The organism is Paenibacillus sp. BK033, assembly GCF_004345425.1.
GTDB lineage: Bacteria > Bacillota > Bacilli > Paenibacillales > Paenibacillaceae > Pristimantibacillus.
Window position 1 is genome coordinate 1,200,880 of the sequence record NZ_SLVP01000001.1, and the last position, 23,436, is coordinate 1,224,315.

At 52.4% G+C, this 23,436-nt stretch carries 29 protein-coding genes; 25 read left to right on the forward strand and 4 right to left on the reverse strand.

Annotated elements, in window-relative coordinates:
- Positions 1 to 21: 21 nt before the first annotated feature.
- Complete coding sequence (locus tag EV294_RS05305; RefSeq protein ID WP_132305298.1) at positions 22 to 927, reverse strand: DUF1385 domain-containing protein; 906 nt, start codon at positions 925 to 927, stop codon at positions 22 to 24.
- A 226-nt stretch (positions 928 to 1,153) separates the two neighbouring features.
- Between EV294_RS05305 and EV294_RS05310 the strand changes: the two genes are divergently transcribed.
- The 5 genes from EV294_RS05310 (at position 1,154) to EV294_RS05330 (ending at position 5,315) form a co-directional block, all read left to right on the forward strand.
- Entirely contained in the window at positions 1,154 to 1,687 is a 534-nt protein-coding gene (locus EV294_RS05310) for a YqhR family membrane protein (protein WP_132304488.1), read from the forward strand.
- 95 nt (positions 1,688 to 1,782) lie between these two features.
- Complete coding sequence (gene aroQ, locus EV294_RS05315; RefSeq protein WP_127494392.1) at positions 1,783 to 2,229, forward strand: type II 3-dehydroquinate dehydratase; 447 nt, start codon at positions 1,783 to 1,785, stop codon at positions 2,227 to 2,229.
- Between the two features lie 14 nt (positions 2,230 to 2,243).
- On the forward strand, positions 2,244 to 3,317 hold the full coding sequence (locus EV294_RS05320; protein WP_132304490.1) for a M24 family metallopeptidase: 1,074 nt from the start codon (positions 2,244 to 2,246) through the stop codon (positions 3,315 to 3,317).
- Between the two features lie 37 nt (positions 3,318 to 3,354).
- The gene (efp, locus tag EV294_RS05325; RefSeq protein ID WP_132304492.1) at positions 3,355 to 3,915 is read left to right on the forward strand and encodes an elongation factor P; all 561 of its coding nucleotides are present in this window, start codon (positions 3,355 to 3,357) and stop codon (positions 3,913 to 3,915) included.
- A 146-nt stretch (positions 3,916 to 4,061) separates the two neighbouring features.
- Positions 4,062 to 5,315 (forward strand): aspartate kinase, encoded by a 1,254-nt coding sequence (locus EV294_RS05330; RefSeq protein ID WP_132304494.1) that lies wholly within the window; start codon positions 4,062 to 4,064, stop codon positions 5,313 to 5,315.
- A 230-nt stretch (positions 5,316 to 5,545) separates the two neighbouring features.
- Here the strand turns inward: EV294_RS05330 and EV294_RS05335 are convergent, their stop codons facing one another.
- The 3 genes from EV294_RS05335 to comA all read right to left on the reverse strand — a co-directional run bounded on the left by EV294_RS05335 (position 5,546) and on the right by comA (position 7,646).
- Positions 5,546 to 6,004, reverse strand: coding sequence for a DUF441 domain-containing protein (locus EV294_RS05335; protein WP_132305300.1), 459 nt, complete (start codon positions 6,002 to 6,004; stop codon positions 5,546 to 5,548).
- 75 nt (positions 6,005 to 6,079) lie between these two features.
- Complete coding sequence (locus EV294_RS05340) at positions 6,080 to 6,796, reverse strand: 2-phosphosulfolactate phosphatase (protein ID WP_132304496.1); 717 nt, start codon at positions 6,794 to 6,796, stop codon at positions 6,080 to 6,082.
- 28 nt (positions 6,797 to 6,824) lie between these two features.
- Positions 6,825 to 7,646: a phosphosulfolactate synthase gene (gene comA / locus EV294_RS05345; RefSeq protein ID WP_132304498.1), complete on the reverse strand. Its 822-nt coding sequence runs from the start codon at positions 7,644 to 7,646 to the stop codon at positions 6,825 to 6,827.
- 197 nt (positions 7,647 to 7,843) lie between these two features.
- Here comA and EV294_RS05350 point away from each other — a divergent pair, with 197 nt between their 5' ends.
- The 20 genes from EV294_RS05350 (at position 7,844) to dxs (ending at position 23,434) form a co-directional block, all read left to right on the forward strand.
- Positions 7,844 to 8,110 (forward strand): YqhV family protein, encoded by a 267-nt coding sequence (locus EV294_RS05350; protein WP_132304500.1) that lies wholly within the window; start codon positions 7,844 to 7,846, stop codon positions 8,108 to 8,110.
- Positions 8,111 to 8,207: 97 nt separating this feature from the next.
- Positions 8,208 to 9,260 (forward strand): stage III sporulation protein AA, encoded by a 1,053-nt coding sequence (gene spoIIIAA, locus EV294_RS05355; RefSeq protein WP_132304502.1) that lies wholly within the window; start codon positions 8,208 to 8,210, stop codon positions 9,258 to 9,260.
- Complete coding sequence (gene spoIIIAB / locus EV294_RS05360) at positions 9,257 to 9,775, forward strand: stage III sporulation protein SpoIIIAB (RefSeq protein WP_132304504.1); 519 nt, start codon at positions 9,257 to 9,259, stop codon at positions 9,773 to 9,775. Before spoIIIAA ends, spoIIIAB begins: the two co-directional genes overlap by 4 nt.
- Positions 9,776 to 9,790: 15 nt before the next feature.
- The gene (spoIIIAC, locus tag EV294_RS05365; protein ID WP_015843896.1) at positions 9,791 to 9,994 is read left to right on the forward strand and encodes a stage III sporulation protein AC; all 204 of its coding nucleotides are present in this window, start codon (positions 9,791 to 9,793) and stop codon (positions 9,992 to 9,994) included.
- A gap of 34 nt (positions 9,995 to 10,028) precedes the next feature.
- On the forward strand, positions 10,029 to 10,424 hold the full coding sequence (gene spoIIIAD / locus EV294_RS05370) for a stage III sporulation protein AD (protein ID WP_015843897.1): 396 nt from the start codon (positions 10,029 to 10,031) through the stop codon (positions 10,422 to 10,424).
- 4 nt (positions 10,425 to 10,428) lie between these two features.
- A complete protein-coding gene (gene spoIIIAE, locus EV294_RS05375) occupies positions 10,429 to 11,667 on the forward strand; it encodes a stage III sporulation protein AE (protein WP_132304506.1) in 1,239 nt (412 codons plus the stop codon).
- Between the two features lie 34 nt (positions 11,668 to 11,701).
- Positions 11,702 to 12,430, forward strand: a complete 729-nt coding sequence (gene spoIIIAF, locus EV294_RS05380; protein ID WP_132304508.1) for a stage III sporulation protein AF — start codon at positions 11,702 to 11,704, stop codon at positions 12,428 to 12,430.
- A 22-nt stretch (positions 12,431 to 12,452) separates the two neighbouring features.
- Positions 12,453 to 13,085, forward strand: a complete 633-nt coding sequence (gene spoIIIAG, locus EV294_RS05385; protein WP_132304510.1) for a stage III sporulation protein AG — start codon at positions 12,453 to 12,455, stop codon at positions 13,083 to 13,085.
- A gap of 29 nt (positions 13,086 to 13,114) precedes the next feature.
- Positions 13,115 to 13,741 carry a SpoIIIAH-like family protein gene (locus EV294_RS05390; protein ID WP_132304512.1) on the forward strand — a complete coding sequence of 209 codons (627 nt, stop codon included), beginning with the start codon at positions 13,115 to 13,117 and terminating at the stop codon, positions 13,739 to 13,741.
- Between the two features lie 296 nt (positions 13,742 to 14,037).
- Positions 14,038 to 14,535: an acetyl-CoA carboxylase biotin carboxyl carrier protein gene (accB, locus tag EV294_RS05395; protein WP_127494363.1), complete on the forward strand. Its 498-nt coding sequence runs from the start codon at positions 14,038 to 14,040 to the stop codon at positions 14,533 to 14,535.
- A gap of 48 nt (positions 14,536 to 14,583) precedes the next feature.
- On the forward strand, positions 14,584 to 15,948 hold the full coding sequence (accC, locus tag EV294_RS05400; protein WP_132304514.1) for an acetyl-CoA carboxylase biotin carboxylase subunit: 1,365 nt from the start codon (positions 14,584 to 14,586) through the stop codon (positions 15,946 to 15,948).
- Positions 15,949 to 16,082: 134 nt separating this feature from the next.
- The gene (locus EV294_RS05405; protein ID WP_132304516.1) at positions 16,083 to 16,490 is read left to right on the forward strand and encodes an Asp23/Gls24 family envelope stress response protein; all 408 of its coding nucleotides are present in this window, start codon (positions 16,083 to 16,085) and stop codon (positions 16,488 to 16,490) included.
- A 102-nt stretch (positions 16,491 to 16,592) separates the two neighbouring features.
- Positions 16,593 to 17,150, forward strand: coding sequence for an alkaline shock response membrane anchor protein AmaP (amaP, locus tag EV294_RS05410; RefSeq protein WP_132304518.1), 558 nt, complete (start codon positions 16,593 to 16,595; stop codon positions 17,148 to 17,150).
- A 14-nt stretch (positions 17,151 to 17,164) separates the two neighbouring features.
- Complete coding sequence (locus tag EV294_RS05415; protein WP_015843906.1) at positions 17,165 to 17,395, forward strand: DUF2273 domain-containing protein; 231 nt, start codon at positions 17,165 to 17,167, stop codon at positions 17,393 to 17,395.
- 121 nt (positions 17,396 to 17,516) lie between these two features.
- Positions 17,517 to 17,978 (forward strand): transcription antitermination factor NusB, encoded by a 462-nt coding sequence (gene nusB, locus EV294_RS05420; RefSeq protein ID WP_132304520.1) that lies wholly within the window; start codon positions 17,517 to 17,519, stop codon positions 17,976 to 17,978.
- A 40-nt stretch (positions 17,979 to 18,018) separates the two neighbouring features.
- Complete coding sequence (folD, locus tag EV294_RS05425; RefSeq protein WP_132304522.1) at positions 18,019 to 18,879, forward strand: bifunctional methylenetetrahydrofolate dehydrogenase/methenyltetrahydrofolate cyclohydrolase FolD; 861 nt, start codon at positions 18,019 to 18,021, stop codon at positions 18,877 to 18,879.
- A gap of 10 nt (positions 18,880 to 18,889) precedes the next feature.
- Complete coding sequence (xseA, locus tag EV294_RS05430; RefSeq protein ID WP_132304524.1) at positions 18,890 to 20,263, forward strand: exodeoxyribonuclease VII large subunit; 1,374 nt, start codon at positions 18,890 to 18,892, stop codon at positions 20,261 to 20,263.
- Positions 20,238 to 20,498, forward strand: a complete 261-nt coding sequence (gene xseB / locus EV294_RS05435) for an exodeoxyribonuclease VII small subunit (protein ID WP_132304526.1) — start codon at positions 20,238 to 20,240, stop codon at positions 20,496 to 20,498. The genes xseA and xseB overlap by 26 nt, the downstream gene beginning before the upstream one ends.
- Positions 20,499 to 20,500: 2 nt before the next feature.
- Positions 20,501 to 21,409, forward strand: a complete 909-nt coding sequence (locus EV294_RS05440; protein WP_132304528.1) for a polyprenyl synthetase family protein — start codon at positions 20,501 to 20,503, stop codon at positions 21,407 to 21,409.
- Between the two features lie 129 nt (positions 21,410 to 21,538).
- Positions 21,539 to 23,434 carry a 1-deoxy-D-xylulose-5-phosphate synthase gene (gene dxs / locus EV294_RS05445; protein ID WP_132304530.1) on the forward strand — a complete coding sequence of 632 codons (1,896 nt, stop codon included), beginning with the start codon at positions 21,539 to 21,541 and terminating at the stop codon, positions 23,432 to 23,434.
- Positions 23,435 to 23,436: the final 2 nt, after the last annotated feature.

The following is a 23,436-nucleotide window of genomic DNA, read 5'->3' on the forward strand; positions in this document are numbered from 1 at the left end:
GTCCTTTAAGTTGGAATGGATTTAAGCTTTGATGCCCATTTCCTTATCGAGCTCGCGCATCCGGTTGAAGGAAGCGATCGATACGGCGACTTGATCATCCTTGGGCTCTTTAGTCGTAAGAAGCTGAAGCCACAGTCCCGGATAACCCAGGTAGCGCAATACCGGCACATCGCGCAGGGCGTTTGTCCAGCGGAGCACTTCGTAAGAGATACCCAAGGTAACCGGCAGAAGCAAAATCCGGATGTAGACGCGTTCCCAAATGCTGTGCCACTCGAAGATCGGAAGGGAGTAGATGATAACCCCTACGATAACGGTGAAAATGATAAAGCTGCTGCCGCAGCGGTAATGAAGCCTGCTGTACTTCTGAACATTGGCGACGGTTAACTCCTCGCCGGCTTCGTATGCGCTGATGACCTTGTGCTCGGCGCCATGGTATTGGAACAGCCGTTTGATGATCGGCGTCATCGACATGAGATACAAATAGGCAAGAAGCATAATGAGTTTAATAAGTCCTTCTAACAGGTTATGACCAACTTTGTTCTCGAATACATTCTCGAACAGCAAACTTTCAATCGCTGCCGGCGCTGCGGTCAGCAGCAGCTTGCCGAATATAAAGGAAATAACCCCCGCCGCGGCAACGCCCACAATCATGCCCAGGCTCCAGCCGGACTTTTCCTTCTTCAGGGCTGCGGCTTTATCCGCCTCGGACATATCCGAGGTCTCGTCCTCCGCATAAGCCTCCATGGAGAAATTCAAATGCTGGGAGCCCTTGGCGCTGGAATCAATAATTCCTACGAAACCACGGACGAGAGGGATTTTCTTAAGAATTTGGATCCACCGCTGCGTCGTGCGGGGCACCTCGTAAAAAACGATCTCATCGTTTTTTCTGCGTACAGCGGTTACATTTACATGCTTGCCTGCGAACATGACGCCTTCGATTACCGCTTGTCCGCCGTAAATGCTTGTAGTGTTCTGAGACAAGAGCTTGTCACCTTCCTTAATAGTATCGTCCCGATCAGGTGACGAAAGGTATACGTCTATTGTACTTGATCGTTAACGGATTTGCCAACGCCATCATGTTGGTTATCCGTGGAGCTAAAGTCGCATACTAGGAGAAGACTTCAAGCGGATAAAAAAATGGAGGGGCATACGCATGGCGGTAACGAATGAAAGCAGCAAAAGCAATGGCGGCGAGCGTCAGAAAAGCGAGTACGGCGGTCAACATCATACGAATCCATGGCTGTTCAGCAGTATGATCGGATTCTTTGCGGGCTTGATCTGGGGAATCCTCCGATGGCTCTTTTACGAAATGAAATTTACGACCGAGCTGCCGGGTTTGTTTGCAGACCCGTTCTTTCAGTCTTCTTATTTAAGGACAGGCTGGGGGATCGTCGTTGGCATTGCGAGCTATATCCTATTTTCCGTTCTGGCTGCGCTGCTATATAAAGTGCTGCTAGGCAGGCTGAGAGGGCCTTGGCCGGGCGTATTGTACGGACTTGCGTGGTGGGCGGTCATTTTTCTGCTGCTGGGTCCGGTACTTGGCATGTCCCGTCAAATTACGGTTGCCGGCTGGAACACGTTGTTCTCCGAGTTGTGCATTTTCCTCTTATGGGGGCTATTTATCGGCTATTCGATCGCTTTCGAATTTACCGACGAAGCATCGCGGGAACCGCTAGGCGCGCATTAAGCAGGTTGCGACTTCTCAAGAAGCGGTCATATGTGGTAAAATGGCTAATGATCTTTGGCTAGATGCAAGACTTTCGCTGATTGGGAGGTGCGGAATTGCTTAGAATTGTTGTTTTGAACGGGCCTAACTTAAATATGCTTGGCGTACGGGAGCCGGGCGTTTACGGCACAGAGACGCTGGCCCAGATCGAAGCGAAATTGCGCGAACAAGCTTTGCAGCTTGACGTGGAGCTGGATTTTTTCCAATCCAATCACGAGGGCGCCCTTATTGACCGGATACATAGCGCATTTGGGCAGGCGGATGGTATACTCATAAATCCGGGTGCATTAACGCATTACAGCTATGCGCTCAGAGACGCGTTAAGCACGGTGGCTCTGCCGGTTGTCGAGGTGCATCTGTCCAATATACATAAACGCGAATCGTTCCGTCATGTATCGGTCATTGCGCCGGTGGCGATTGGCCAAATCGCAGGCTTTGGCGGTCAAAGCTATGAGCTTGGACTTGCAGCGCTTGTTGCAAAGCTTCAAAATGGTGCAGCGTGAAAGGGGAGCTTAACATGACACTCGAAAGAGTTAACCGGCTGAGACATGCGATGGCCGAGAAAAACCTTGAAGCGATCATTATCGGAAGCGAGCATAACCGTCGTTATCTCAGCGGATTTACGGGATCGTCCGGAACGGTTGTTATTACCGAGCAGGAGCAGTTCCTGTTTACGGACTTCCGTTACATGACACAGGCACCGCAGCAGGCGCCTTCTTTCCAGGTGATCGAGCATGGATCGAAAGTCATCGGGGATATCCGCGATCTGTTGGCAGGCAAAGGAATTCGCAGCGCAGCCTTCGAGCAGGATCAGGTCGTATACAGCCAATATGCAGCCTGGAGCGAAGCATTAGGCGAGATCAAGCTGACGCCGGTATCCGGTCTTGTCGAGGATCTGCGGATGATTAAAGACGATGCGGAGCTGCAAATTATGCAGGAAGCGGCCGATCTGGCCGATGCCACGTTCCGTCACGTGCAGAACATCATCAGACCCGGCGTGAAGGAAAGCGACATCGCGCTCGAGATGGAGATGTACATGAGGAGCCATGGGGCGACTTCATCCTCCTTCGACACGATCGTAGCGTCCGGCGAACGCTCCGCATTGCCGCATGGCGTGGCTAGCGAGCGGGTTATTGGCAATAATGAGTTTGTAAAGCTTGATTTCGGCGCCTATTATAAAGGATACTGTTCCGACCTCACCCGTACGGTTGTCGTTGGAACGCCTACCGATAAGCATCGCGAAATCTATGACATTGTGCTGGAAGCCCAGCTTCATGCTCTCGAGCACATCCGGCCGGGCATGACCGGCCACGAGGCCGACGCGCTTGCCCGCGATATCATCACGAAGCACGGTTACGGCGATAAGTTCGGCCATAGCACAGGCCACGGACTCGGCATGGAAATTCACGAGTATCCGCGCCTTGCAAGAAACAGCGATACGATTTTAACCCCCGGAATGACTGTGACGGTTGAACCCGGCATCTATCTCCCCGGCTTTGGCGGAGTGCGGATCGAGGACGATATCGTCATCACGGAATCCGGTATTAAAATATTAACCTCATCCCCGAAACAATTGATTACTCTGGGTTAAGGACTATTAAAGCAGCTAATTCAGGAGGGAATTTGAAGTGACAGTTTCAGTTAACGATTTCAAAACAGGCTTGACCGTCGAAGTGGACGGCGACATTTTCTCGGTTACCGAGTTCCAGCACGTAAAACCAGGTAAAGGCGCGGCGTTCGTTCGCTCCAAGCTGAGAAATCTCCGCAACGGCAACGTTGTAGAGAAAACTTTCCGTGCGGGCGAGACAATCGGCCGCGCAATCATCGAGAACCGCGAAGTACAATACTTGTACAACTCCGGCGAAGAGTATACGTTCATGGATAACGAAACTTACGACCAATTCGGCCTGGACAAAAAGCAGCTCGAGTGGGAACTGAACTTCCTTAAAGAGAACATGAACGTAAACATCTCGAGCTACCAAGGCGAAATCATCGGTATCCAAATGCCGAACAGCGTTGAGCTGAAAGTCGTTGAGACAGATGCAGCCGTTAAAGGCAATACCGCGCAAGGCGCGACTAAGAATGCTAAAGTCGAAACAGGCCTGAACGTTCAAGTTCCTCTGTTCATCAACGAAGGCGATGTACTCCTGATCGATACCCGTGAAGGCAAATACATCTCCCGCGCATAGCATGGAAGACAAGCCGTCCGAATCCTCCGATTCGGGCGGCTTTTTCTTTTTCGACAAAATCCGTGGGCGGATATACCCAGACAAGCCGGGGATGTGCTATACTATTGACTTGTATGTTATATGTCAAGGTTGGGAGTGAATCAGCTTTGTCGTTGATTGTGATGAAGTTTGGCGGAAGCTCGGTAGGATCGCCGGAGCGGATGCAGCGTGTTGCGAAGCGGATTGTGGACAGTCAGCTGGCGGGTAACCGCGTCGTTGTTGTCGTTTCCGCAATGGGAGATACAACGGATGATTTAATCGATCAGTCGAAGCTGCTTAATCCGAACCCGCCGGCGCGGGAGATGGATATGCTGCTTACGACGGGTGAACAAATATCGGTTGCATTATTGTCGATGACGATTCATCAGCTGGGCCATCAAGCCGTATCGCTTACAGGCTGGCAGGCTGGCATTCGGACGGAAGCAGTACACAGCAAGGCGAAGATTACGGATATTCGTCCTGATCGTTTGTTCAAGGAATTGGATGCGGGCAATGTTGTTATTGTCGCGGGCTTCCAAGGCATGACGGAAGACGGAGATATTACAACGCTTGGACGCGGCGGATCGGATACGACAGCCGTGGCGCTTGCCGCAGCCATCAATGCGGATGTGTGCGAAATTTATACGGACGTGGACGGCGTTTATTCGACGGACCCGCGCGTAGTGAAATGCGCGCGCAAATTGAATGAAATTTCGTATGACGAAATGCTGGAGCTTGCACATTTGGGCGCAGCCGTTCTTCACCCTCGCGCGGTGGAATACGCAAAGCATAACAATGTGAAGCTTGTCGTGCGTTCCAGCTTTACGCAAAACGAAGGTACTAGTGTGAAGGAGGAAGCGATCATGGAGCAAGGCGTAGTCGTACGCGGCATCGCTTTTGACAAAAATGTAGCAAGAATCAGCATCCTCGGCGTTGAGGATGAGCCAGGCGTACTCGCTAATGTATTCGGTTCGCTGGCAACTAGCGGAATCGACGTAGACGTTATCGTGCAAAGCGGAGTGAAAAACGGCAAAGCGGATTTCTCCTTTACGGTATCCGGCGATGACGAAGCTCGTGCGGTTGACGTCATCAACGGCATTCGCTCGGAAGTTCCGTTCAGCGAAGTTACTTCCGAATCGGCCCTAGTGAAAGTCTCGATCGTTGGCGCGGGTATGGTCAGCAACCCTGGCGTTGCCGCAACGATGTTTAAGGCGATTTCGTCGCTTGGCGTCAGCATCAAGATGGTCAGCACTTCCGAAATCAAAGTATCCTGCATTATCGCAGCCGAGCCTCTGCAAGAGGTTGTTCGCTCGCTTCATACGGCTTACGGCCTGGACACGGCTGAGCAAGTATTCGTCGGCGGACCTCAAGACCGCCGTTAATAAGTAACTTCCCATAGAAAACGGCCGTGCAGGATTTAACCCTCACGGCCGTTTTTTTGTCCCCATTAAATTGGTTAAATACAAACGAAGCATTTTGAATGATTCTGGAGAAGCGTAGCGTTCGCTTTTGTGAGGGGATTCCAACCTTGTTTAGTCTAAATGGAAGGAATCCCCGAGCAATGGCGATCGGAAGAACATTCAAATGCGCAGTTTGCTATTTTACCAATCGTCTATCCGCCGCTCATTAGCTTAAACAACTTATACAAAATCGCCGTAATCCCCGCAGCCATCAAAGGGCCAACCGGAATGCCCCGCAGAAAAATAATGCCGAATATCGAGCCGATGACAAGCCCAACGACCATTTGCGGATCAAGCTTAAGCAAATCAAGTCCCTTGGCATTCATATAGGCGGCCGCGGCCCCGCCGATCAAGGCAAGCCAGCCCGGCCAAGTATTGAAGGCGGCAATCAGCTCCTTCATCTGCACTTTGCCGGAGGCAAACGGGACAAGGACGCTTAACGTAAGGAATAATAAACCGAGCTCCAGCCCCCGACGCTCAATCGAAGGCAGGAACCGGCTGAGATGAAGCAGCTTGACGGCCAGAAGCACGCAAGCCGCTGTCGCAATAATAGGCGAACGGCCGATCAGACCAATCACAATCAAACCTACTAATATCAATTCACCAGTCATCATTCGTACCCCAGTCATGAAGCGGATAAACTGCTTGCTTCATTATATGGACAGACACTGGCGAATATGTCAGCATCAGGAACAGATCAACGTATCTCCGCGTGCCTGCAGCCGGGGAACTCCCGTAAAGGTGTCAACCTCCGAGCAGAGGTCGATATCCCTCGCCATGCCCAGCTTAATAAGCCGTTTGCCGGTTGCACCTTGCCGGAGCGTTTCTTTTATATCATTGGCGCGTTCTTGATAGAGTGATAGCATGGCGAGTCCGAAGTCATCCATCTCGAGCGGACCGGAACCCAGTTCCTGCATTCTGGCAAGAAGCAATCCTGCGCATAAACCATCCTCAATGGCAAATTCATCATGGCTTCCCGCACACAAAATAACAACGTCACGCCGAAGATCAACCGCTGCTTTCGCGCATGCGGAGGCATTCAGCAAAGCAGCTACCAGTACATAATCCGCCCGGGTTGATTTATGAATGGCCCGGGTGCCGTTCGTTGTCGTTAAGATGACACGGCGGTCCTTAATCGAATTGAGCAGCAACTCGTCAGGCGAATTTCCGAGATCGAAGCCGGCGATTTTCTTGCAGAAGCGTTCCCCGCATAAAAGATCGCCTGCCTGCTGCGCAGCCCGTGCCTCCATCACGGTCTCTACCGGAACAACGCCAGTGGAGCCTGCAGCCAGCGCGGTAACAATAGAGCTCGTAGCCCGAAGCACGTCGATAATAATAGCCGTTTTGTGGACGAATTGCGCGGAGCTGGCTTCATTCACGCTTGAAATGACTTGCACCTGCATAGCAATCGCTCTTCCTTTCTGTTGTTGCTTAAATCATGTAATGAGCGGGCTCCTCCCTCATTCCGAACTCGAAGGTGTCGGAACGGAGTCCGCGGCGCATGGCTTCAAGCGCCAAGGCATCGCTTGGCTGAATGTTGCCAAGATGAACGTTTGGACCAAACTGCTGGAGCAAATAAGCCTGCTGCTGCTTCAGCGGCGCTTCCCACATCAAACAGTCCTGGTTCGTCATTTCGGCCAGAATTTGCTCAATCGTCTGCTCGCGGCAATTGCCCTTTTCGTCAAATAGGCCAACATCGATGCCGGATTCCCTGGCTTCTACCGTAATCCATGCGGCGCCAGCCGCAAGGTCGTAATCGGCTGTAACCGCCAATTGCTCCGGATCAATCAGGGAGCCTGCCGTTTTTTTGCCGTATTCGGTAATAACCAGAAGCCCCCTTTGCTTGCCCTCTTTAATAAGCTCTGTCCGCTGTTTCCTGCTCATTTCGATTGTGCCGTCCGAAACCTCGATTCCATTAAAGCCAAGCTCGCAGATGGAATCAAAAAACGATCCGGTCAAGTGCTGCTGGACTGCCGTTTCCAATAGCGTTCCGCCTGGCATGATGATAAGCCCGTGCTTGCGGGCAAGCTCGATTTTGCGCTGCAGGAACTCCGGTTCATAGAGTACGGCGGTGCCGAAGCCAAGCTTGATCACATCCGTATACGGACCCGCCACCTGAATGAGATCGGCGAAAGCGTTTAATCCGATTCCTTTGTCGATTACCATCGTTTTACCTTTATGTCTTGCAGGGCTGTAATCGCGATATCCGCTCGGATCATGCAGAGTGCGGTGCCAGAAGCTTGCTTTTGTCATGGGAGTTGACTCCTAACATAGGATGATACCCGCATGAGGCGGGGCATGGAGCCAATATATGCAGCAACTGCTGGGCGTGTGCCCGAACGGCAAGCATGAATAGGAGACGAGCCTGCATAGGATGTAAAGATGGAATGTTGTCATACCTGTTGGAATAAGGCCAGATTCGTTACGAATGGACAAGGAGGTGAACGGTTATGTTGAATAAAATCGTCCTCACCATGGCGTCTCTGCGGATAACCTCGGGGACAATCGAAATTTGCGCGGCGCTGCTTATGCTTCGGTTAAACCAGATCGACAAAGCGCTGGTCGTCAATTCGTCGCTCGCGTTAGTAGGACCTTTTATATTAATAGCAACAACAACAATTGGACTCATAGGCATGACAGACAAGCTTTCTTTCGGAAAACTGGCTTGGGTTGCGGCGGGAGTGCTTTGTTTGCTTATAGGAATCTTAAAAAAATAGCAATCTAGCAATCTGCAAGAAGTTGGACATATTTATGAGGGTCAAGCATACAAATAAGAGTACGTACGAAGGACTTTTCATCCGGGAGTGATAACTCATGCTGGACCGTGTCATGCATCTGCTTCCGCCGGAGCTAAAGGCGGTGCTGGAGAGGCTGCCTGAATCGGCAATGGAGCATTTGGAGGAAATCCGGATTCGGGAGGGCCGGCCGCTCGAGCTCGGTATCCGGGGGCAGTCCCGCTTCGCCGCAAGCGACGGCACTCTGCGTGCAGGCAGCGACGGAGCGTACAAGCCAACTGCCGATATATGCCGTAAGCTTCTGGAGAAAATAACCAATCATTCGCTATACGCTATGGAAGAGGAATTAAAGAGGGGATTTATTACGGTAGCGGGCGGTCATCGGATAGGGCTTGCCGGCAGGACGATTCTGGATGGCGGCCATGTACGAGGGATACGCGATATCGGCGGATTCAACATCCGGATTGCCCGGGAAGTAGTCGGCTCGGCGCGAAACCTGCTGCCCAAGCTGTTGGACAAGAACCGCAAGACGGTTCATTCGACGCTGATCCTCGCCCCTCCCCAGCAGGGCAAAACGACTATCGTCCGAGACATTGCCCGCTCTATCAGCTACGGACATTGGGGGCTGTTCGAGAATGCGGCAGGCTGGGCCGGGCGCAAGGTTGGCATCGTGGACGAACGGTCGGAGATCGCCGCTTGCGTCAGGGGAATTCCGACCTTTGACGTTGGACCGCGCACCGACATTATGGATGCGTGTCCGAAAGCGGAAGGCTTGATGATGCTGCTGAGATCCATGTCCCCTGAAGTGGTTGTCGCAGACGAGATCGGCCGGCCCGAGGATGGAGAAGCGATCCGCGAAGCCAGTCATGCCGGAATCAGCGTTATCGCTACGGCTCACGCTTACGATCTTCAGGATGCTAGAGGCAGACCGATTCTGAAGCAGCTGCTCGAGGACGGTACCTTTACTTACGTCGCCGAGTTGAAGCGAACGGCGGAAGGGTTTATGCATCGGGTTGTTGCCGCAGACTGGAAAGACAAGCTGCCTCCCGCCGCCAGGGAGCCTACTGCCGCAGTATCCAAAGGCGAGCAGGGGCGGTCATACGCCGGAATGCAAAGGGGAGATGCCCCTTGATCAAACTGCTGGGCGCTGTACTCATCCTTTTCGCGGGTACGATGATCGGCTTTCAACAGGCTGCCAGACTCGCTGCAAGGCCGCGGCAGCTTCGCCAGCTGGCCCATGCGCTGCAGAGGCTCGAGACGGAGATCGGCTATGGCCATACTCCGCTCCCGGAAGCGCTGGAGAGAACCGCGGAAGCTGTGCCGGAACCGCTCGCTGAACTGTTTCGGGATACCGCTGACCGGGTGCGGGGGCCTGAGGGGCTTACCTTTCGCGAGAGCTGGGAGCAAGCGATGACAAGCGGATGGGGCTTAACGGCGCTGCGGCAGACGGAGCAATCGGTCATGATGCGGCTTGGTTCTACCCTTGGCATCAGCGATAAGGAGGATCAGCTGAAGCATATCCACCTGGCGCTGCTCCAGTTGAAGGCGGAGGAAGACACAGCAAGAGAGGATCAATCGCGCTATGAAAAAATGTGGAAAAGCCTAGGTGTATTGATCGCCGTACTCGTCGTGATATTGATGGTTTAGTGGGGTGCCGCATAAATGAACATGGATGTGAGCGCTATTTTCCAAATTGCGGGTATCGGAATTATCATTGGCATGATTCATACGGTACTGAAGCAGATGGGGAAAGAGGATATGGCGCAATGGGTAACCTTGATCGGCTTTGTCGTTGTACTATTTATGGTCATTCGGCTGCTGAACGATTTATTTCAAGAAATCAAGACGATCTTCCTGTTTCAATGAGTCGTCTAGAGATGCCGCAAGTAGGTGAATAGAGTTGGAGATTATTCAGATCGTCGGCCTCGGGCTGATCGCCACCATTCTCATCATTGTCGTCCGGGAGCAGAAGCCGTTGTTCGCCTTTCTGCTTGCGGCTTTTACCGGGCTATTCATCTTCATTTTTCTTATCGGTAAAATCGATTCGGTCATCAAGGTTCTTGAGGATCTGGCTAACCGCTCCGGCATACCATCCATCTACTTGAAGACGATTCTGAAAATTATCGGTATCGCCTACATCGTTGAATTTGGCGCACAGATTGTACGGGATGCCGGTCAGGAAAGCATTGCTTCCAGAATTGAGTTCGCCGGTAAAGTGCTTATCCTCGTCATGGCGGTTCCGATTATCAGCGTCATTGTCGAGACCGTAATCGGGCTGCTGCCGGCGGGGAGTTGAACGGATGAACAAGCTCTGTAAGTATACCGTCCGTTTGCTAGCGTTTGTATGCATCGCCTGGCTGGTCAGCATGCTTCTGGCATCGCCGGTAACGGCTGCCGGGATCGCTCCGGATGACGGAGCTGCTCAGCAGCCAAGCGAAGAGGCGATGACGGACCAGCTGACGGAAAGCCAGTTGAAGGGGTTGGACACGGGGACCGTCGAGAATTACTGGAACCAGCTGAAGGAGCAATACGGCGGTTACTTTCCCGACGAGAAAATGCCGAGCTTCTTCGAGATGCTGAAGCCCGGCGGCGAAGGGCTTAAGCTATCGACCGTATTCAAGGGATTGCTTGGTTACTTCTTTCATGAAGTTCTCTATAACGGCAAGCTGCTGGTCACCATCGTTATGCTCACGGTATTCAGCATGGTCCTGGAAACGCTGCAGAACGCTTTCGAACGCAATGCCGTCAGCAAAGTAGCGTACTCCATCACCTACATGGTGCTCATCATCATTGCCGTCAACAGCTTCCATGTCGCGATCGGCTATGCCAAGGACGCGATCGGCACCATGATCCAGTTCATGCTTGCCATGATGCCGCTGCTTCTCACCCTGCTCGCCGCGATGGGCAATGTCCTAACCGTCTCGATTTTGCATCCGCTGATCATTTTCATGATCCATACGGTTGGAACCGTCATTTACACCATCGTGTTCCCGCTGCTGTTCTTCTCGGCCGTCCTTCACATCGTTAGCGCTATGTCAGACAAGTTCAAAGTGACCCAGCTTGCGAATCTTCTTCGGAATATCGGCGTTGGGATCATGGGCGTGCTGGTTACGGTGTTTCTCGGCGTGCTTTCGGTGCAGGGGGCAAAAGGAGCGGTAACCGACGGAATTACGATGAGGACGGCCAAGTTCGTCACCGGCAATTTCGTTCCGGTGGTCGGCCGGATGTTCACGGACGCGGCGGATACGGTGATCTCGGCTTCCTTGCTTGCCAAGAATGCGATAGGCCTTGCCGGCGTTATTATTCTATTGTTTCTCTGCGCATTCCCGGCAATCAAAATACTGACGCTTGCGCTTATCTACAATGTCTCCGCAGCAGCGATGCAGCCGCTCGGCGATTCTCCCATCGTCACTTGCCTGCAGACGATAGGCAAAACGATGATCTACGTATTCGCCGCTCTTGCTGCCGTCAGTCTGATGTTCTTCCTGGCCGTTACCATCGTGCTCACGGCGGGCAACGCCGCTCTTATGGTCCGATGATGACTCTGCAGCATTCCGAAGGGAGCGAGGATTCGTGATTGCTTGGCTCAGCGATTGGCTGAAGGATATTATCGCGGTTATCATGCTGGCGGCATTCGTCGAACTGCTCCTTCCGAACAAAGCGATGCTTCGTTACGCAAGGCTGGTCATCGGTCTTCTCATTCTGCTTACGATCATGTCGCCAATCCTGCGGCTGCTGCAAGGAGACTTCAATGCCAAGCTGAAGGACGGAATCACTCATTGGGACCAGCTAGAGCCGCAGCATGAGGTGAAGATGCCGACCCTGAGCGATATCCAGAAAAAAGCCGATGAGCTTAACCAACAGCAAAACAATGACGCGGCGGCATTGATGGAGCAGACGCTGGAAGCGGCGATGAAGGATGCGGTAGTCAAGCAAATGAAGCTGGCGGTGGAGGCGGTGGACGTATCCTTGAACTGGGAAAAGCAGGGGCAGAAGCTAACGCCAACGATAGCTTCGGTGCTTCTGACCTTGCCGGCGGACAAAGAGGAACCTGCCGGAACGGCCGAGCCTGACGAGGAAGACGTCAAAGAGGTTTCCGCTATTTCGGTAGACGTGGACGTACGGACGGAAACGGACGAAACGGGGAAGCAGCAGGCGGAAGCAGGCAGGTCAGAGGCTAGTAATGGCTGGGTACAGGCCAATCCTTCCGAAAGCAAGGAGATCAGGGGTTTATTAGCCGAAGGCTGGGGGATCAATCCAGCAAACGTCCAGGTGAGGCAGCGGGCAGGGAATAGCGAATAAAGGAAAAAGGAGAGGAAGCGCAGTGGCCAAATGGCTGAGTGGTCTGGAATCGATGGTGGGCGGCGGTCCGGGTGGTCCGAAGCGGGTTAAGACATTTAGGCTGCTTCTCGTTATCGGTTGTATTGGAGCGGCCCTCATGCTGCTGAACTCCTTCCTCAAATTCGACAAGGTCGATACCTTGACCCAGGGGCCTAACCCGCCTCCCCAGGATACGGCAGCATCGTCGAATTCATTGTCAACGGACACGTCGCCGTTCGCGGCAATCGAAGGACCGCTGGAGAACAGGCTGAAAGAGATATTGGAGAAAATCGTTGGCGTCGGCTCGGTGGACGTGCTGGTGACGATCGATTCCACGGAAGAGATTGAAGTCGCCAGAACGGATCAGGAGTCGCAGTCCATCACGGACGAAACCGACCGCAACGGAGGCAAGCGGCATATTACGGCGATCAATAAAGATGGCCAGGTCGTTATAGCCGAAGTAGCGGGCGATCAGAAGCCGATCGTGACCAAGACGATTAATCCGAGCATTCGCGGTGTGCTGATCGTCGCCAAAGGCGCCGAGAATCTGACCGTGAGACGCCTTATCATAGACGCGGTGGAGAAGGGCGTTAACGTACCGGCCAACCGCATTTCCGTAGCGCCAAGCAAGCAATGACAATAAACCAATATTAGGAGGGTGTTCCCATGAACACGAAAAGACAAACAATTTGGCTCGTATCGATGCTCAGCTTGATGGTCGTATTGTCCGCGTATTACCTGTTTACGCAAGATACCAAATCGCCTGACATGCTCTCTGACGGCACGCAGCAGGAGCAGAAGGCGGGAGCGACGGAAGCGGCGGCGGGCAACAGCCAGATCGTTGCGGACCAAGTGGATCCTGCCGGCAACGCGTCCGCATCGGACGACGTCAGCATATCGGATGCCGACAAGCAGGTGCTTGACCAGCTGGAATCGCAAGGCGGAGTCGACAGCAGCGTATTTGCCCAGGCTGAAGAGAAACGCAGCGAGCTGAACAGCACGCAGCAGGATAAGCTTTTGTCCGATATCACGAACCTGCAAAACCCTGACGACAGCAAAGCGGCAATGGAGCAGCTTGATCAACTGGAAGAGAAAAATTCCAAATTGACAAGCATCGAGAACGAGCTGATGAAGACTTTCCAACAGGCTATCGTTAACGAAGAAGGCAACGGCTACAAGGTTCTGGTGGAAAGCGAGAAGCTCGACAAGAGCCAGGCGGCTAACATTATCGACCTCGTTATGAAAACATTGGGCGTGGAAGCAGACCAAGTTTCCGTTCAATTTATCAAATAAGCATGGAAGAGGCCGGCAGGGTTTCAAGCCCTGGCCGGCTTTTTTTATTTGTGCCGCCGCCTCCTATTATTCGGTTCGGAACGCAGGATTTCTTCTTCTCCGAGGGATGCCGCAGCCGTTTGCGGCAGGCCATGTTAAAAAATTGATTCGTGTTCTGCCTCGTTTATGATATAATGTTAGACGTTATGTAAAGGATAACTAGGATTATCCATCGAAACTGAATAATGCTATTTGCATCTGAGAAAACGCATACGAAGCAGAAGGCTTCGGAAACTTTTAAGGAGTGAAAACTATTCATGTTCAAATTGAGCGAGATTAAGGAATTGATCAAACTGGTTGATCAGACTTCCGTTCATGAGCTGGAGATCGAAAACGAAGGAGCACGCTTATTCATTCGCAAGCCTGGCAAAACCGAAGTGGTGAATGTACAAGCTGCAGCCCCAATTACGCATACATATACGCAGGCGCCTGTACTTGCACCGCAGCCGGTACAAGAAGCTCCTGCAGCAGCCGTACAAACCAGCACGCCTGCAGCACGTCCCAACACGGACAACCTGCATCAGATTGTATCGCCGATGGTTGGCACCTTCTACAGCTCCCCGTCTCCGGACGCTGCGGCATTCGTGAAAGAAGGCGACCGCGTAAACGAGAAGAGCGTTGTATGCATCCTTGAAGCAATGAAGCTGATGAACGAGCTCGAAGCGGAGGTTCGCGGTGAAATCGTTGAGATTCTGGTGTCGAACGGTCAACTGGTTGAATACGGCCAGCCGCTCTTCCTTGTTAAGCCGGAATAATAACAAGCTCCGAATTTGGAGAAATTGTTGCCTGAGAGGAGTACAAACGTGAAATTCCAAAAAGTATTAATCGCAAACCGAGGAGAAATTGCGGTACGCATCATCCGCGCATGCCGCGAGCTCGGTATTTCGACTGTCGCCGTCTATTCCGAGGCTGACCGCGATTCCCTGCATGTACGCCTTGCCGACGAAGCGTACTGCATCGGGCCAACCGCATCCAAGGACAGTTACCTGAACCTGACCAATCTGATGAGCGTGGCTACGATCACAGGCTGCGACGCCGTGCATCCGGGCTACGGATTCCTGGCTGAGAACGCGGATTTCGCCGAAATCTGCGAATCCTGCAACATTACGTTTATCGGTCCTTCCCCCGAAGCCATCAGCAAGATGGGCGACAAGGCGGTTGCCAAGCAGACCATGAAGGAAGCGGACGTTCCGGTTATTCCGGGCTCTGACGGCCTGATTGAAAATATGGAGGAGGCCATCCGCGTTGCCCGCGGCATCGGTTATCCGGTTATCATTAAGGCAACGGCCGGCGGAGGCGGTAAAGGGATCCGTATTGCCGATGACGAGGAGTCGCTTGTTCAGCAAATTACAACCGCCCAGCAGGAAGCGCAGAAGGCGTTCGGCAATGCCGGCGTGTACCTGGAGAAATACCTGACGGGCATGAAGCACGTCGAAATTCAAATTATGGCCGACAAGCACGGCAACGCTGTCCATCTGTTCGAGCGCGACTGCTCCGTGCAGCGCCGCCGCCAGAAGCTTGTTGAAGAAGCGCCATGTCCGGTTCTGACGCCGGCCATGCGCGAGCGTATGGGCCGCGCAGCGGTGCGTGCGGCGCTTGCCGTGCAATATTCCGGTGCCGGAACGCTGGAATTCCTGCTTGGTCCGGACGGAAACTTCTATTTTATGGAGATGAACACGCGTATTCAGGTTGAGCATCCGGTAACCGAGATGATTACCAATGTCGATCTGATCAAAGAGATGATCTCCGTAGCCGAAGGCAACCCGCTGTCGTTCAAGCAAGAAGATCTTCAGATTAACGGCTGGGCCATTGAATGCCGCATTAACGCGGAAGATTCGGAGCGCAACTTTATGCCGTCCCCGGGACCGATTCCGTTCTACCTGCCGCCAGGCGGCACCGGCGTACGGGTGGACAGCGCGGTATATCCGGGTTATACCATCTCCCCGCATTACGATTCGATGATCGCGAAGCTGATTGTTTGGGGCAGAACGAGGGAGGAGGCGATTGCGCGCATGAAGCGCGCCCTCTCCGAATTCGCCATCGACGGAATCAAGACGACGATTCCGTTCCACCAGAAGCTTCTGAATCACCCGGTTTTTGTGAAGGGTAATTTTGATATTAAATTCCTCGAGGAATACGACGTGAACCAGCCGGAATTGGCCGAATAGTACAATCTGCTCCTGGTTTGTCATATTTCACGTCGAATGCTATAGTATAGAAATAAGATGCGAAGGCAACACTCCGGTATTTTCCTCCAGGTAAATACCCGGAGCGCGCAACTTTAAGGAGGTGTACAACCATCATGAGTACGATTGCTGCAGATTATGAGAGAACGGACATTGGCACGATTCAAATTGCCCCTGAAGTCATTGAAGTTATCGCCGGACTAGCTGCTGTCGAAGTGAAGGGCGTAGCGGGTATGAGCGGAGGTTTTGCAGGCGGTATCGCCGAGCTGCTTGGCCGCAAAAATTTATCCAAGGGTGTAAAGGTTGAAGTTGGCCAGCGGGAAGCCGCGGTCGATGTGTCGATTATCGTGGAGTACGGCAACCGGATTCCGGAGATCGCCTCGGAGATTCAACTGAATGTCAAGCGCTCCATTGAAATGATGACGGGATTGAACGTTATTGAAGTGAACGTACATATTCACGATGTCCATTTTAAGACGGAGAGCAAGCCGGAAGAAGAAGATACGAATTTCCGCGTGAAATAACATACACACGCAAATGAATTGAATTCATATAACCCCCTCGTGATGGTTATGCCGCTTCGCGCCAGGGGGTTTTCATTCGCTCAAATGCGAGGAGGCGTCACGTTGATCAGAATTATAGACAAGCTGTTCTTGTTTATTTACAGTATAGTCATCGGCGTTATATCCGTCTTTATTGCCTGTATCGGGTTTGAGTGGATACGGGAAGACGATTTAAATAATATGGTCAGCGAGCTGTATGGTAATGACTCATTCCTCATAACCGCCATTGTTGTTGGTCTGGTTCTGCTCGTGCTCAGCTTGCGCTTCTTCATTGTATCGCTGAAGCGTTCCTCCTCTTCGGCACCTTCGATCGATCAACGCACCGATTTTGGCGATATTCGTATTTCGATCGAGACAATTGAGAATCTGGCTCTTAAGGCAGCCGGAAAGCAACGCGGCGTTAAGGATCTGAAGGCGCGGATACAGGCATCCGATTCGGGGCTCAACATTATTTTGCGCGCGGTAGTAGACGGGGAAAACTCCATTCCTAGTCTTACGGAGGAAATCCAGAAGGCCGTAAAGGATCACGTTGAGGAAATCGCCGGAATTCCGGTTTCGAACGTAGCCGTTTATATTGCTAACGTCATTCAATCCGCACCGAATAAAAGTCGCGTCGAGTAAAGGGGAGAATGCCGATGTGGAGGGAGTACTGGGCAGTCTATGGGAAGCGGACGGTCGGGGCTGCCGCCGGTCTGTTTTTTGGATTCGTGTACTTGTTTGCCGGTTTTTGGGACATGCTGTTTTTCATACTGCTCGTCTCGGTTGGTTATTGGATTGGCAAACAAAAGGACTTGCAAAACGGTTCTATCCTGCCTTGGCAGAGGCTTTGGTCATGGCTCATGGAAAGGTATCGGCCGTTTAGATAATCCTGTGGTCTCCTCCGTACGCCGGAAGATGGATTGCCGCCAGTTCCGGGCAGGGAGGAGATCATAGGTTTTTTTATAAAAATAAGAGTAGATCGGCAGAAAGGCTGCCGAGGAGGAATTCATGAAACGTAGATTAGCTCGCGAGATTGCAGTATCAAGCTTGTATCAATTGGAAATGAACGAAGTTACCCCCATGGAAGCCGTGGACATGCTTATGGAGGAAGCCCGTTCCGAGAACGAGATCGAAGCGGAATTCGTGGAAAACGACCAGACGGACAAATATGTCCGAGAGCTGGTTAACGGCGTAGCGGATAACAAAGCGGCGATTGACGAGATGCTTCAGCACTATTTAACCGGTTGGCAGGTTGACCGGTTGTCCCGCGTTGACCGTCAAATTTTGCGCCTTGCCTGCTATGAAATCGCATACCGCAGCGATGTTCCGCCTAAAGCCGCAATCAACGAAGCGATTGAGCTGGCCAAGCATTTCGGCACGGAGGAATCCGGCAAATTCGTTAACGGCGTTCTGGGCAAATTGCTAAAAGAGCGTGAAGGCGAGACGGCAAATTCGGAATCGACAAATTAGAGGAGCGGCCCTACGGCCGTGTACATAGGGAGAGATGATGATGAGCGCACAAATTATTGCAGGGAAAAAGATTTCCGATATGATCCGGGAAGAAATTCAGAAGGAAACGGCTGATCTGAGAGAAAAGGGCGTTATACCAGGCCTTGCGGTTGTACTCGTGGGCGAGGACCCGGCTTCGAAGGTTTACGTCGGCTCGAAAGAGAAAGCATGTCAGCAGCTTGGTTTCCATTCCGAGGTTCACCGTTTGGAAGAGTCTACTTCGGAAGAGCAATTGCTTGCGCTTATTGATCAATTGAATAACGATGACAAAATCAACGGTATTCTCGTACAGCTTCCGCTGCCTAAACATATCAACGAAAAGGCCGTTATCGATGCGATTCGCGTCGAGAAGGACGTTGACGGCTTCCATCCGGAAAGCGTCGGCAATCTGGTTATCGGCGATGACAGCCTGCTGCCATGCACGCCTGCCGGCTGTATTGAGCTTATCAAACGCAGCGGCGTGGATATTTCGGGCAAACATGCCGTCGTAATCGGCCGCAGCAACATTGTAGGCAAGCCGGTTGCCATGCTGCTTCTCCGCGAAAACGCGACCGTAACCATCTGTCACTCCCGTACGGCCAACATGGAGGAAATCGCCAAGCAAGCCGATATCCTCGTTGTGGCCATCGGCAAAGCAAAAGCGATCGACAGCAAATATGTTAAGCCCGGTGCGGTTGTCATCGATGTAGGCATTAACCGTCTGCCTGACGGCAAGCTTTGCGGGGACGTGGATTATGATGATTGTCTGGAAACGGCAGGCTTTATTACTCCCGTGCCTGGCGGCGTTGGCCCGATGACGATTACCATGCTTATGAACAACACGATTACGGCTGCGAAGCGAGCACACAAAATCGGGGAGTGATTGATGTCCTATGGCAGATCAACCTCGGATTTATTCGATAAAAGATATTAACCGCTACATTCGGATGAAGCTAGAGTCGGATGCCTTACTCAGCGATGTTTGGTTGAGAGGCGAGATTTCCAATTTTACTCACCACTCCAGCGGCCATATGTATTTTACGCTCAAGGACAAGGACAGCCGGTTGAAATGCATTATGTTTGCTTCGCATAATCAGCGGCTTCCGTTTATTCCGCGCGAAGGCGCAAAAGTCATGGCGCGCGGGAATGTATCGGTCTACGAGCGTGACGGCAACTACCAGTTTTACGTGACGGCCATGCAGCCGGACGGAATTGGCAGCTTGTATCTTGCTTATGAGCAGCTGAAATCAAAGCTGGAGACAGAAGGGTTGTTTGCCGAATCGCGCAAACGGCCCATTCCGCGTTTTCCCCGAGCTATAGGCATCATTACTTCTCCTACTGGCGCGGCGGTCCGGGATATTATCATTACGTTGCAGCGCAGGCATCCTTCCATACCTGTATACGTGTTTCCGGTGCTGGTCCAGGGGACGCAGGCGGCACCTTCCATTGTAAAAGCGATTGAATCGATGAATCGTTTTGGCGAAGTCGACGTATTAATTGTAGGCAGGGGCGGCGGTTCTTTGGAAGAACTTTGGGCATTTAACGAAGAACCTGTCGCAAGAAGCATTGCCGCATCGCAAATTCCCGTCATTAGCGCGGTTGGGCACGAGACGGATTTTACGATTGCGGATTTTGTCGCCGATCTTCGCGCGGCAACGCCAACCGCGGCCGCGGAGCTTGCGGTACCGCATGTGGCTGAGCTGCAGCAGCAGCTGGCAAGACAACGGCAGAGGTTGGAGCAATCGCTCCGGATGATGGTGCAAGGCCGGAAAGAGCAGCTGCAGCGCGTTAGACGGTCGCCGTTTTTCGTGCATCCGCGCAAATATTTGCTGGATCAGGCACAGCGGCTGGACCGCCTGCAGGAACGCCTGCAGCATCGGACTCTGCGTTTAACCGAGCGCGGGAAAGCAAGACTTGAAAGACTTCAAAGTCAATTAGCCGGACATCATCCGGGAGAGCAGGCCGCATTTGCGGCTAAGCGTCTGCAAGGGGATGTAAAGCGGCTTGAGCAGGCGATGGTGTCCTCTCTGAAAGAGCGGCGTTTGCAGCTCCACGGCGCAATTAGGCAGCTGGATGCGCTTAGTCCTCTCAAAGTAATGGCAAGAGGCTACAGCTTGGTCTACGACGAACAGGAGAAGCGACTGATTAAATCCATTGCAGATGTTCAGCCGGGTGATCTTGTTAGGGTGAAGGTAGCCGACGGGCAGCTGGATTGTCATGTCTGGTCAATGAAAGGAGAAGATGGCGTTGAAAGCAGCGGCGAATAATGAATTGAGTTTTGAGGAAGCAATGGAACAGTTGGAGAGAATCGTCGAACGGTTGGAAAGCGGGGATGTACCGCTCGAAACGGCGATTGAGCTGTTCCAGGAGGGCATGAAGCTGTCGCAGCTTTGCGGAGGCAAGCTGGAGCAGGTTGAGCGCAAGATTGAAGTGCTGATTGAAACAGAGCAAGGTTTTCAGAAGAAGGCATTCGCTCCAATGAATGAGGAAAAAGGGGAATAACGTTGATTACTGATATCAAGACCTACTTGCATGAATGTGCTGCGCTTGTTGAAAAGTCGCTTCCCGAAGCATTGCCTGCCGAATGGAATATCCCGCCCCAGCTCAGGGAATCCATGCTGTATTCCCTTCAAGCAGGAGGGAAACGTTTGCGTCCGGCACTTGTTCTGGCTGCCGCGGAAGCCGTTCACGGTCAGGCTGCGGCTGCCCGCAACGCGCTTCCGGTTGCATGCGCAATTGAATATATCCATACCTATTCGTTGATCCATGACGACTTGCCGGCCATGGACAATGATGATTACCGCCGCGGGAAACTGACGAATCATAAGGTGTTCGGGGAAGCAATGGCGATTCTGGCGGGCGACGCCCTGCTCACGCACGCGTTTCACCTTATTCCGAAAGCAGCGCGCCTTGGCGGAATCAGCGCCGAAGTAGCTCTTGATATCGTGGAAGATTTGGCTATGCTTGCCGGAGCAAGGGGCATGGTTGGCGGTCAAGCGGCCGATATGAAGGGAGAGCAGGGAATTACCTCGATAGAGGAGCTTGAATACATCCATCTTCACAAAACGAGCGATTTGATTGTTTTCTCGGTATCGGCGGGCGGACGCATCGGCGGCGCATCCGCAGAGCAGCTTGAAGCGCTGCGCCATTACGGCCGCAATATCGGTCTTGCCTTCCAGATTCAAGACGATATTCTCGATCTGATTGGCGACGAGAAAAAGCTCGGCAAGAAAACGAACAGCGATGTGGAACAGCAAAAGGTTACGTATCCTTATCTGATTGGGATCGAAGAGAGCAAAGCCCAAGTCAAACGGTTAACCCGCGAAGCGAAGGCTGCCATTCTCGAAGCGCGGCTGGATGCGCCGGATAAATTGCTGCTCATCGCCGATTACCTCGTACAACGGGACTATTGATTAGGATCGTGCAATTGGGTACATTGGGAAATGTTCAGCAATTGTGCTATAATGATTGAAATATTTTGACGTTTATTGTGGAATAAGACCTTGCTCTAAATGTCGTATTCCAGAAAGCGAGGAAGTAACGTGCTGCTTGATCAAATTAACGGACCTCAAGACCTGAAAGATTTATCAATGGGAGAGCTGGAGCGGTTAGCTGATGAAATTCGCCAGTTTCTTATTGAAAAGCTTTCCGTTACAGGTGGTCATCTCGCACCTAACCTTGGGGTTGTGGAGTTGACTCTCGTCCTCCATTATCTGTTTGACAGTCCGAAGGATAAGTTTCTTTTTGACGTAGGTCATCAATCGTATGTTCACAAAGTTTTGACCGGTCGCAAAGACCGGTTTGATACATTGCGTAAATATAAAGGGCTGTGCGGCTTTGTCAAGCGCTCCGAAAGCGAGCATGACGTTTGGGAAGCCGGCCACAGCAGTACATCCCTGTCGGCTGCGATGGGCATGGCATTGGCCCGCGACCTGAAAGGCGAGAATAACCGTGTTGTAGCCGTCATCGGCGACGGTGCCCTGACGGGCGGTATGGCACTGGAAGCCTTGAATCATATCGGCGACGAGAAGAGAAAGCTGATTGTCGTCCTGAATGACAATGAAATGTCGATTGCGCCAAACGTTGGCGCCATGCATCATTATTTGAGCAAAATCCGCACCGACCGCCATTACCAGAAGGCTAAGGATGAGCTTCAGCATCTGCTGAACAAAATTCCGGCCATCGGCGGCAAACTGGCGAAGACGGCCGAGAGATTCAAGGACAGCTTGAAGTATTTGCTTGTCAGCGGCATTTTATTTGAACAGTTCGGCTTTACGTATCTTGGACCGGTAGACGGCCACGACATGGAGCAGATGATTGAACTTTTCAAGCAGGCCGATTCCATTCCGGGGCCGGTTCTCGTGCACGTCATTACGGTAAAGGGTAAAGGCTATTCTCCAGCTGAAGTAGATTCCTTCAAGTGGCATGGCATATCACCGTACAAGATTGAATCGGGTCAAGTGGTAAAGGCGGTTGGTCCGCCAATGTACACGGAAGTGTTCGGCAGCGCCCTTATCGAGCTGGCTGAGAAGGATGAGCGCATTGTTGCCGTAACTCCGGCAATGCCGGGCGGGTCCGGCTTGCTCCAGTTCGCTGAACGTTTCCCTAAACGCATGATTGACGTCGGTATTGCCGAGCAGCATGCCGCAACGATGTCGGCGGCTCTCGCCATGGAAGGCATGAAGCCGGTCTATGCGGTATATTCAACCTTCCTGCAGCGTGCCTATGACCAGGTTGTGCATGATATTTGCCGGCAAAATGCGAACGTGGTATTTGCGATCGACCGTGCGGGCTTCGTAGGACCGGATGGCGAGACGCATCAAGGCGTATATGATATCGCGTTCCTGCGTCATGTGCCAAACCTTGTCATTATGATGCCGAAAGACGAAAACGAGCTTCGCCGTATGATGAAGACGGCAATCGATTACAATGAAGGTCCGATTGCGGTCCGTTATCCGCGGATCAACGGCCTCGGCGTGAAGATGGACGAAGTAATGCATCCGCTTCCGATCGGGAAATGGGAGACGCTTCGCGAAGGCGATTCCGCCGTTATTCTGGCGATGGGTCCTATGATTCAGGTTGCCGAAGAAGCTGCTGATCTTCTGAAAAGAGACGGCCTTAATGTTCAAATCGTCAATGCCAGATTCATTAAGCCGCTTGATGAAGAGATGCTGCTGTCGTTTGCATCGGAAGGCAAGCATATTCTTGTCATCGAAGAAAGCTCCGAGCTTGGCGGATTTGGCAGTGCGGTAATGGAATTCTACTCTCTTCGCGGTATTTACGGCATGCCGATTCGGATTATGGGCGTCCCCGACATTTTCGTGGAGCATGGTTCCATCAAGGAGCAGCGCGTGGAAGTCGGCTTGACGGGAGAAAGAGCGGCGATGGAAATCAAGAACCTGCTGCCAAGCCTCCAGAAACGCGCAACCGGACAGTAACG

Coding starts and splice junctions, on each gene's coding strand:
- EV294_RS05305 (WP_132305298.1), bottom strand. CDS start 927: ATGTTCGCAGGCAAGCATGTAAATGTAACCGCTGTACGCAGAAAAAAC.
- EV294_RS05310 (WP_132304488.1), top strand. CDS start 1,154: ATGGCGGTAACGAATGAAAGCAGCAAAAGCAATGGCGGCGAGCGTCAG.
- EV294_RS05320 (WP_132304490.1), top strand. CDS start 2,244: ATGACACTCGAAAGAGTTAACCGGCTGAGACATGCGATGGCCGAGAAA.
- EV294_RS05335 (WP_132305300.1), bottom strand. CDS start 6,004: ATGACTGGTGAATTGATATTAGTAGGTTTGATTGTGATTGGTCTGATC.
- EV294_RS05340 (WP_132304496.1), bottom strand. CDS start 6,796: ATGCAGGTGCAAGTCATTTCAAGCGTGAATGAAGCCAGCTCCGCGCAA.
- comA (WP_132304498.1), bottom strand. CDS start 7,646: ATGACAAAAGCAAGCTTCTGGCACCGCACTCTGCATGATCCGAGCGGA.
- EV294_RS05350 (WP_132304500.1), top strand. CDS start 7,844: ATGTTGAATAAAATCGTCCTCACCATGGCGTCTCTGCGGATAACCTCG.
- spoIIIAA (WP_132304502.1), top strand. CDS start 8,208: ATGCTGGACCGTGTCATGCATCTGCTTCCGCCGGAGCTAAAGGCGGTG.
- spoIIIAC (WP_015843896.1), top strand. CDS start 9,791: ATGAACATGGATGTGAGCGCTATTTTCCAAATTGCGGGTATCGGAATT.
- spoIIIAE (WP_132304506.1), top strand. CDS start 10,429: ATGAACAAGCTCTGTAAGTATACCGTCCGTTTGCTAGCGTTTGTATGC.
- EV294_RS05390 (WP_132304512.1), top strand. CDS start 13,115: ATGAACACGAAAAGACAAACAATTTGGCTCGTATCGATGCTCAGCTTG.
- accB (WP_127494363.1), top strand. CDS start 14,038: ATGTTCAAATTGAGCGAGATTAAGGAATTGATCAAACTGGTTGATCAG.
- EV294_RS05405 (WP_132304516.1), top strand. CDS start 16,083: ATGAGTACGATTGCTGCAGATTATGAGAGAACGGACATTGGCACGATT.
- EV294_RS05415 (WP_015843906.1), top strand. CDS start 17,165: ATGTGGAGGGAGTACTGGGCAGTCTATGGGAAGCGGACGGTCGGGGCT.
- nusB (WP_132304520.1), top strand. CDS start 17,517: ATGAAACGTAGATTAGCTCGCGAGATTGCAGTATCAAGCTTGTATCAA.
- folD (WP_132304522.1), top strand. CDS start 18,019: ATGAGCGCACAAATTATTGCAGGGAAAAAGATTTCCGATATGATCCGG.
- xseA (WP_132304524.1), top strand. CDS start 18,890: ATGGCAGATCAACCTCGGATTTATTCGATAAAAGATATTAACCGCTAC.
- xseB (WP_132304526.1), top strand. CDS start 20,238: ATGGCGTTGAAAGCAGCGGCGAATAATGAATTGAGTTTTGAGGAAGCA.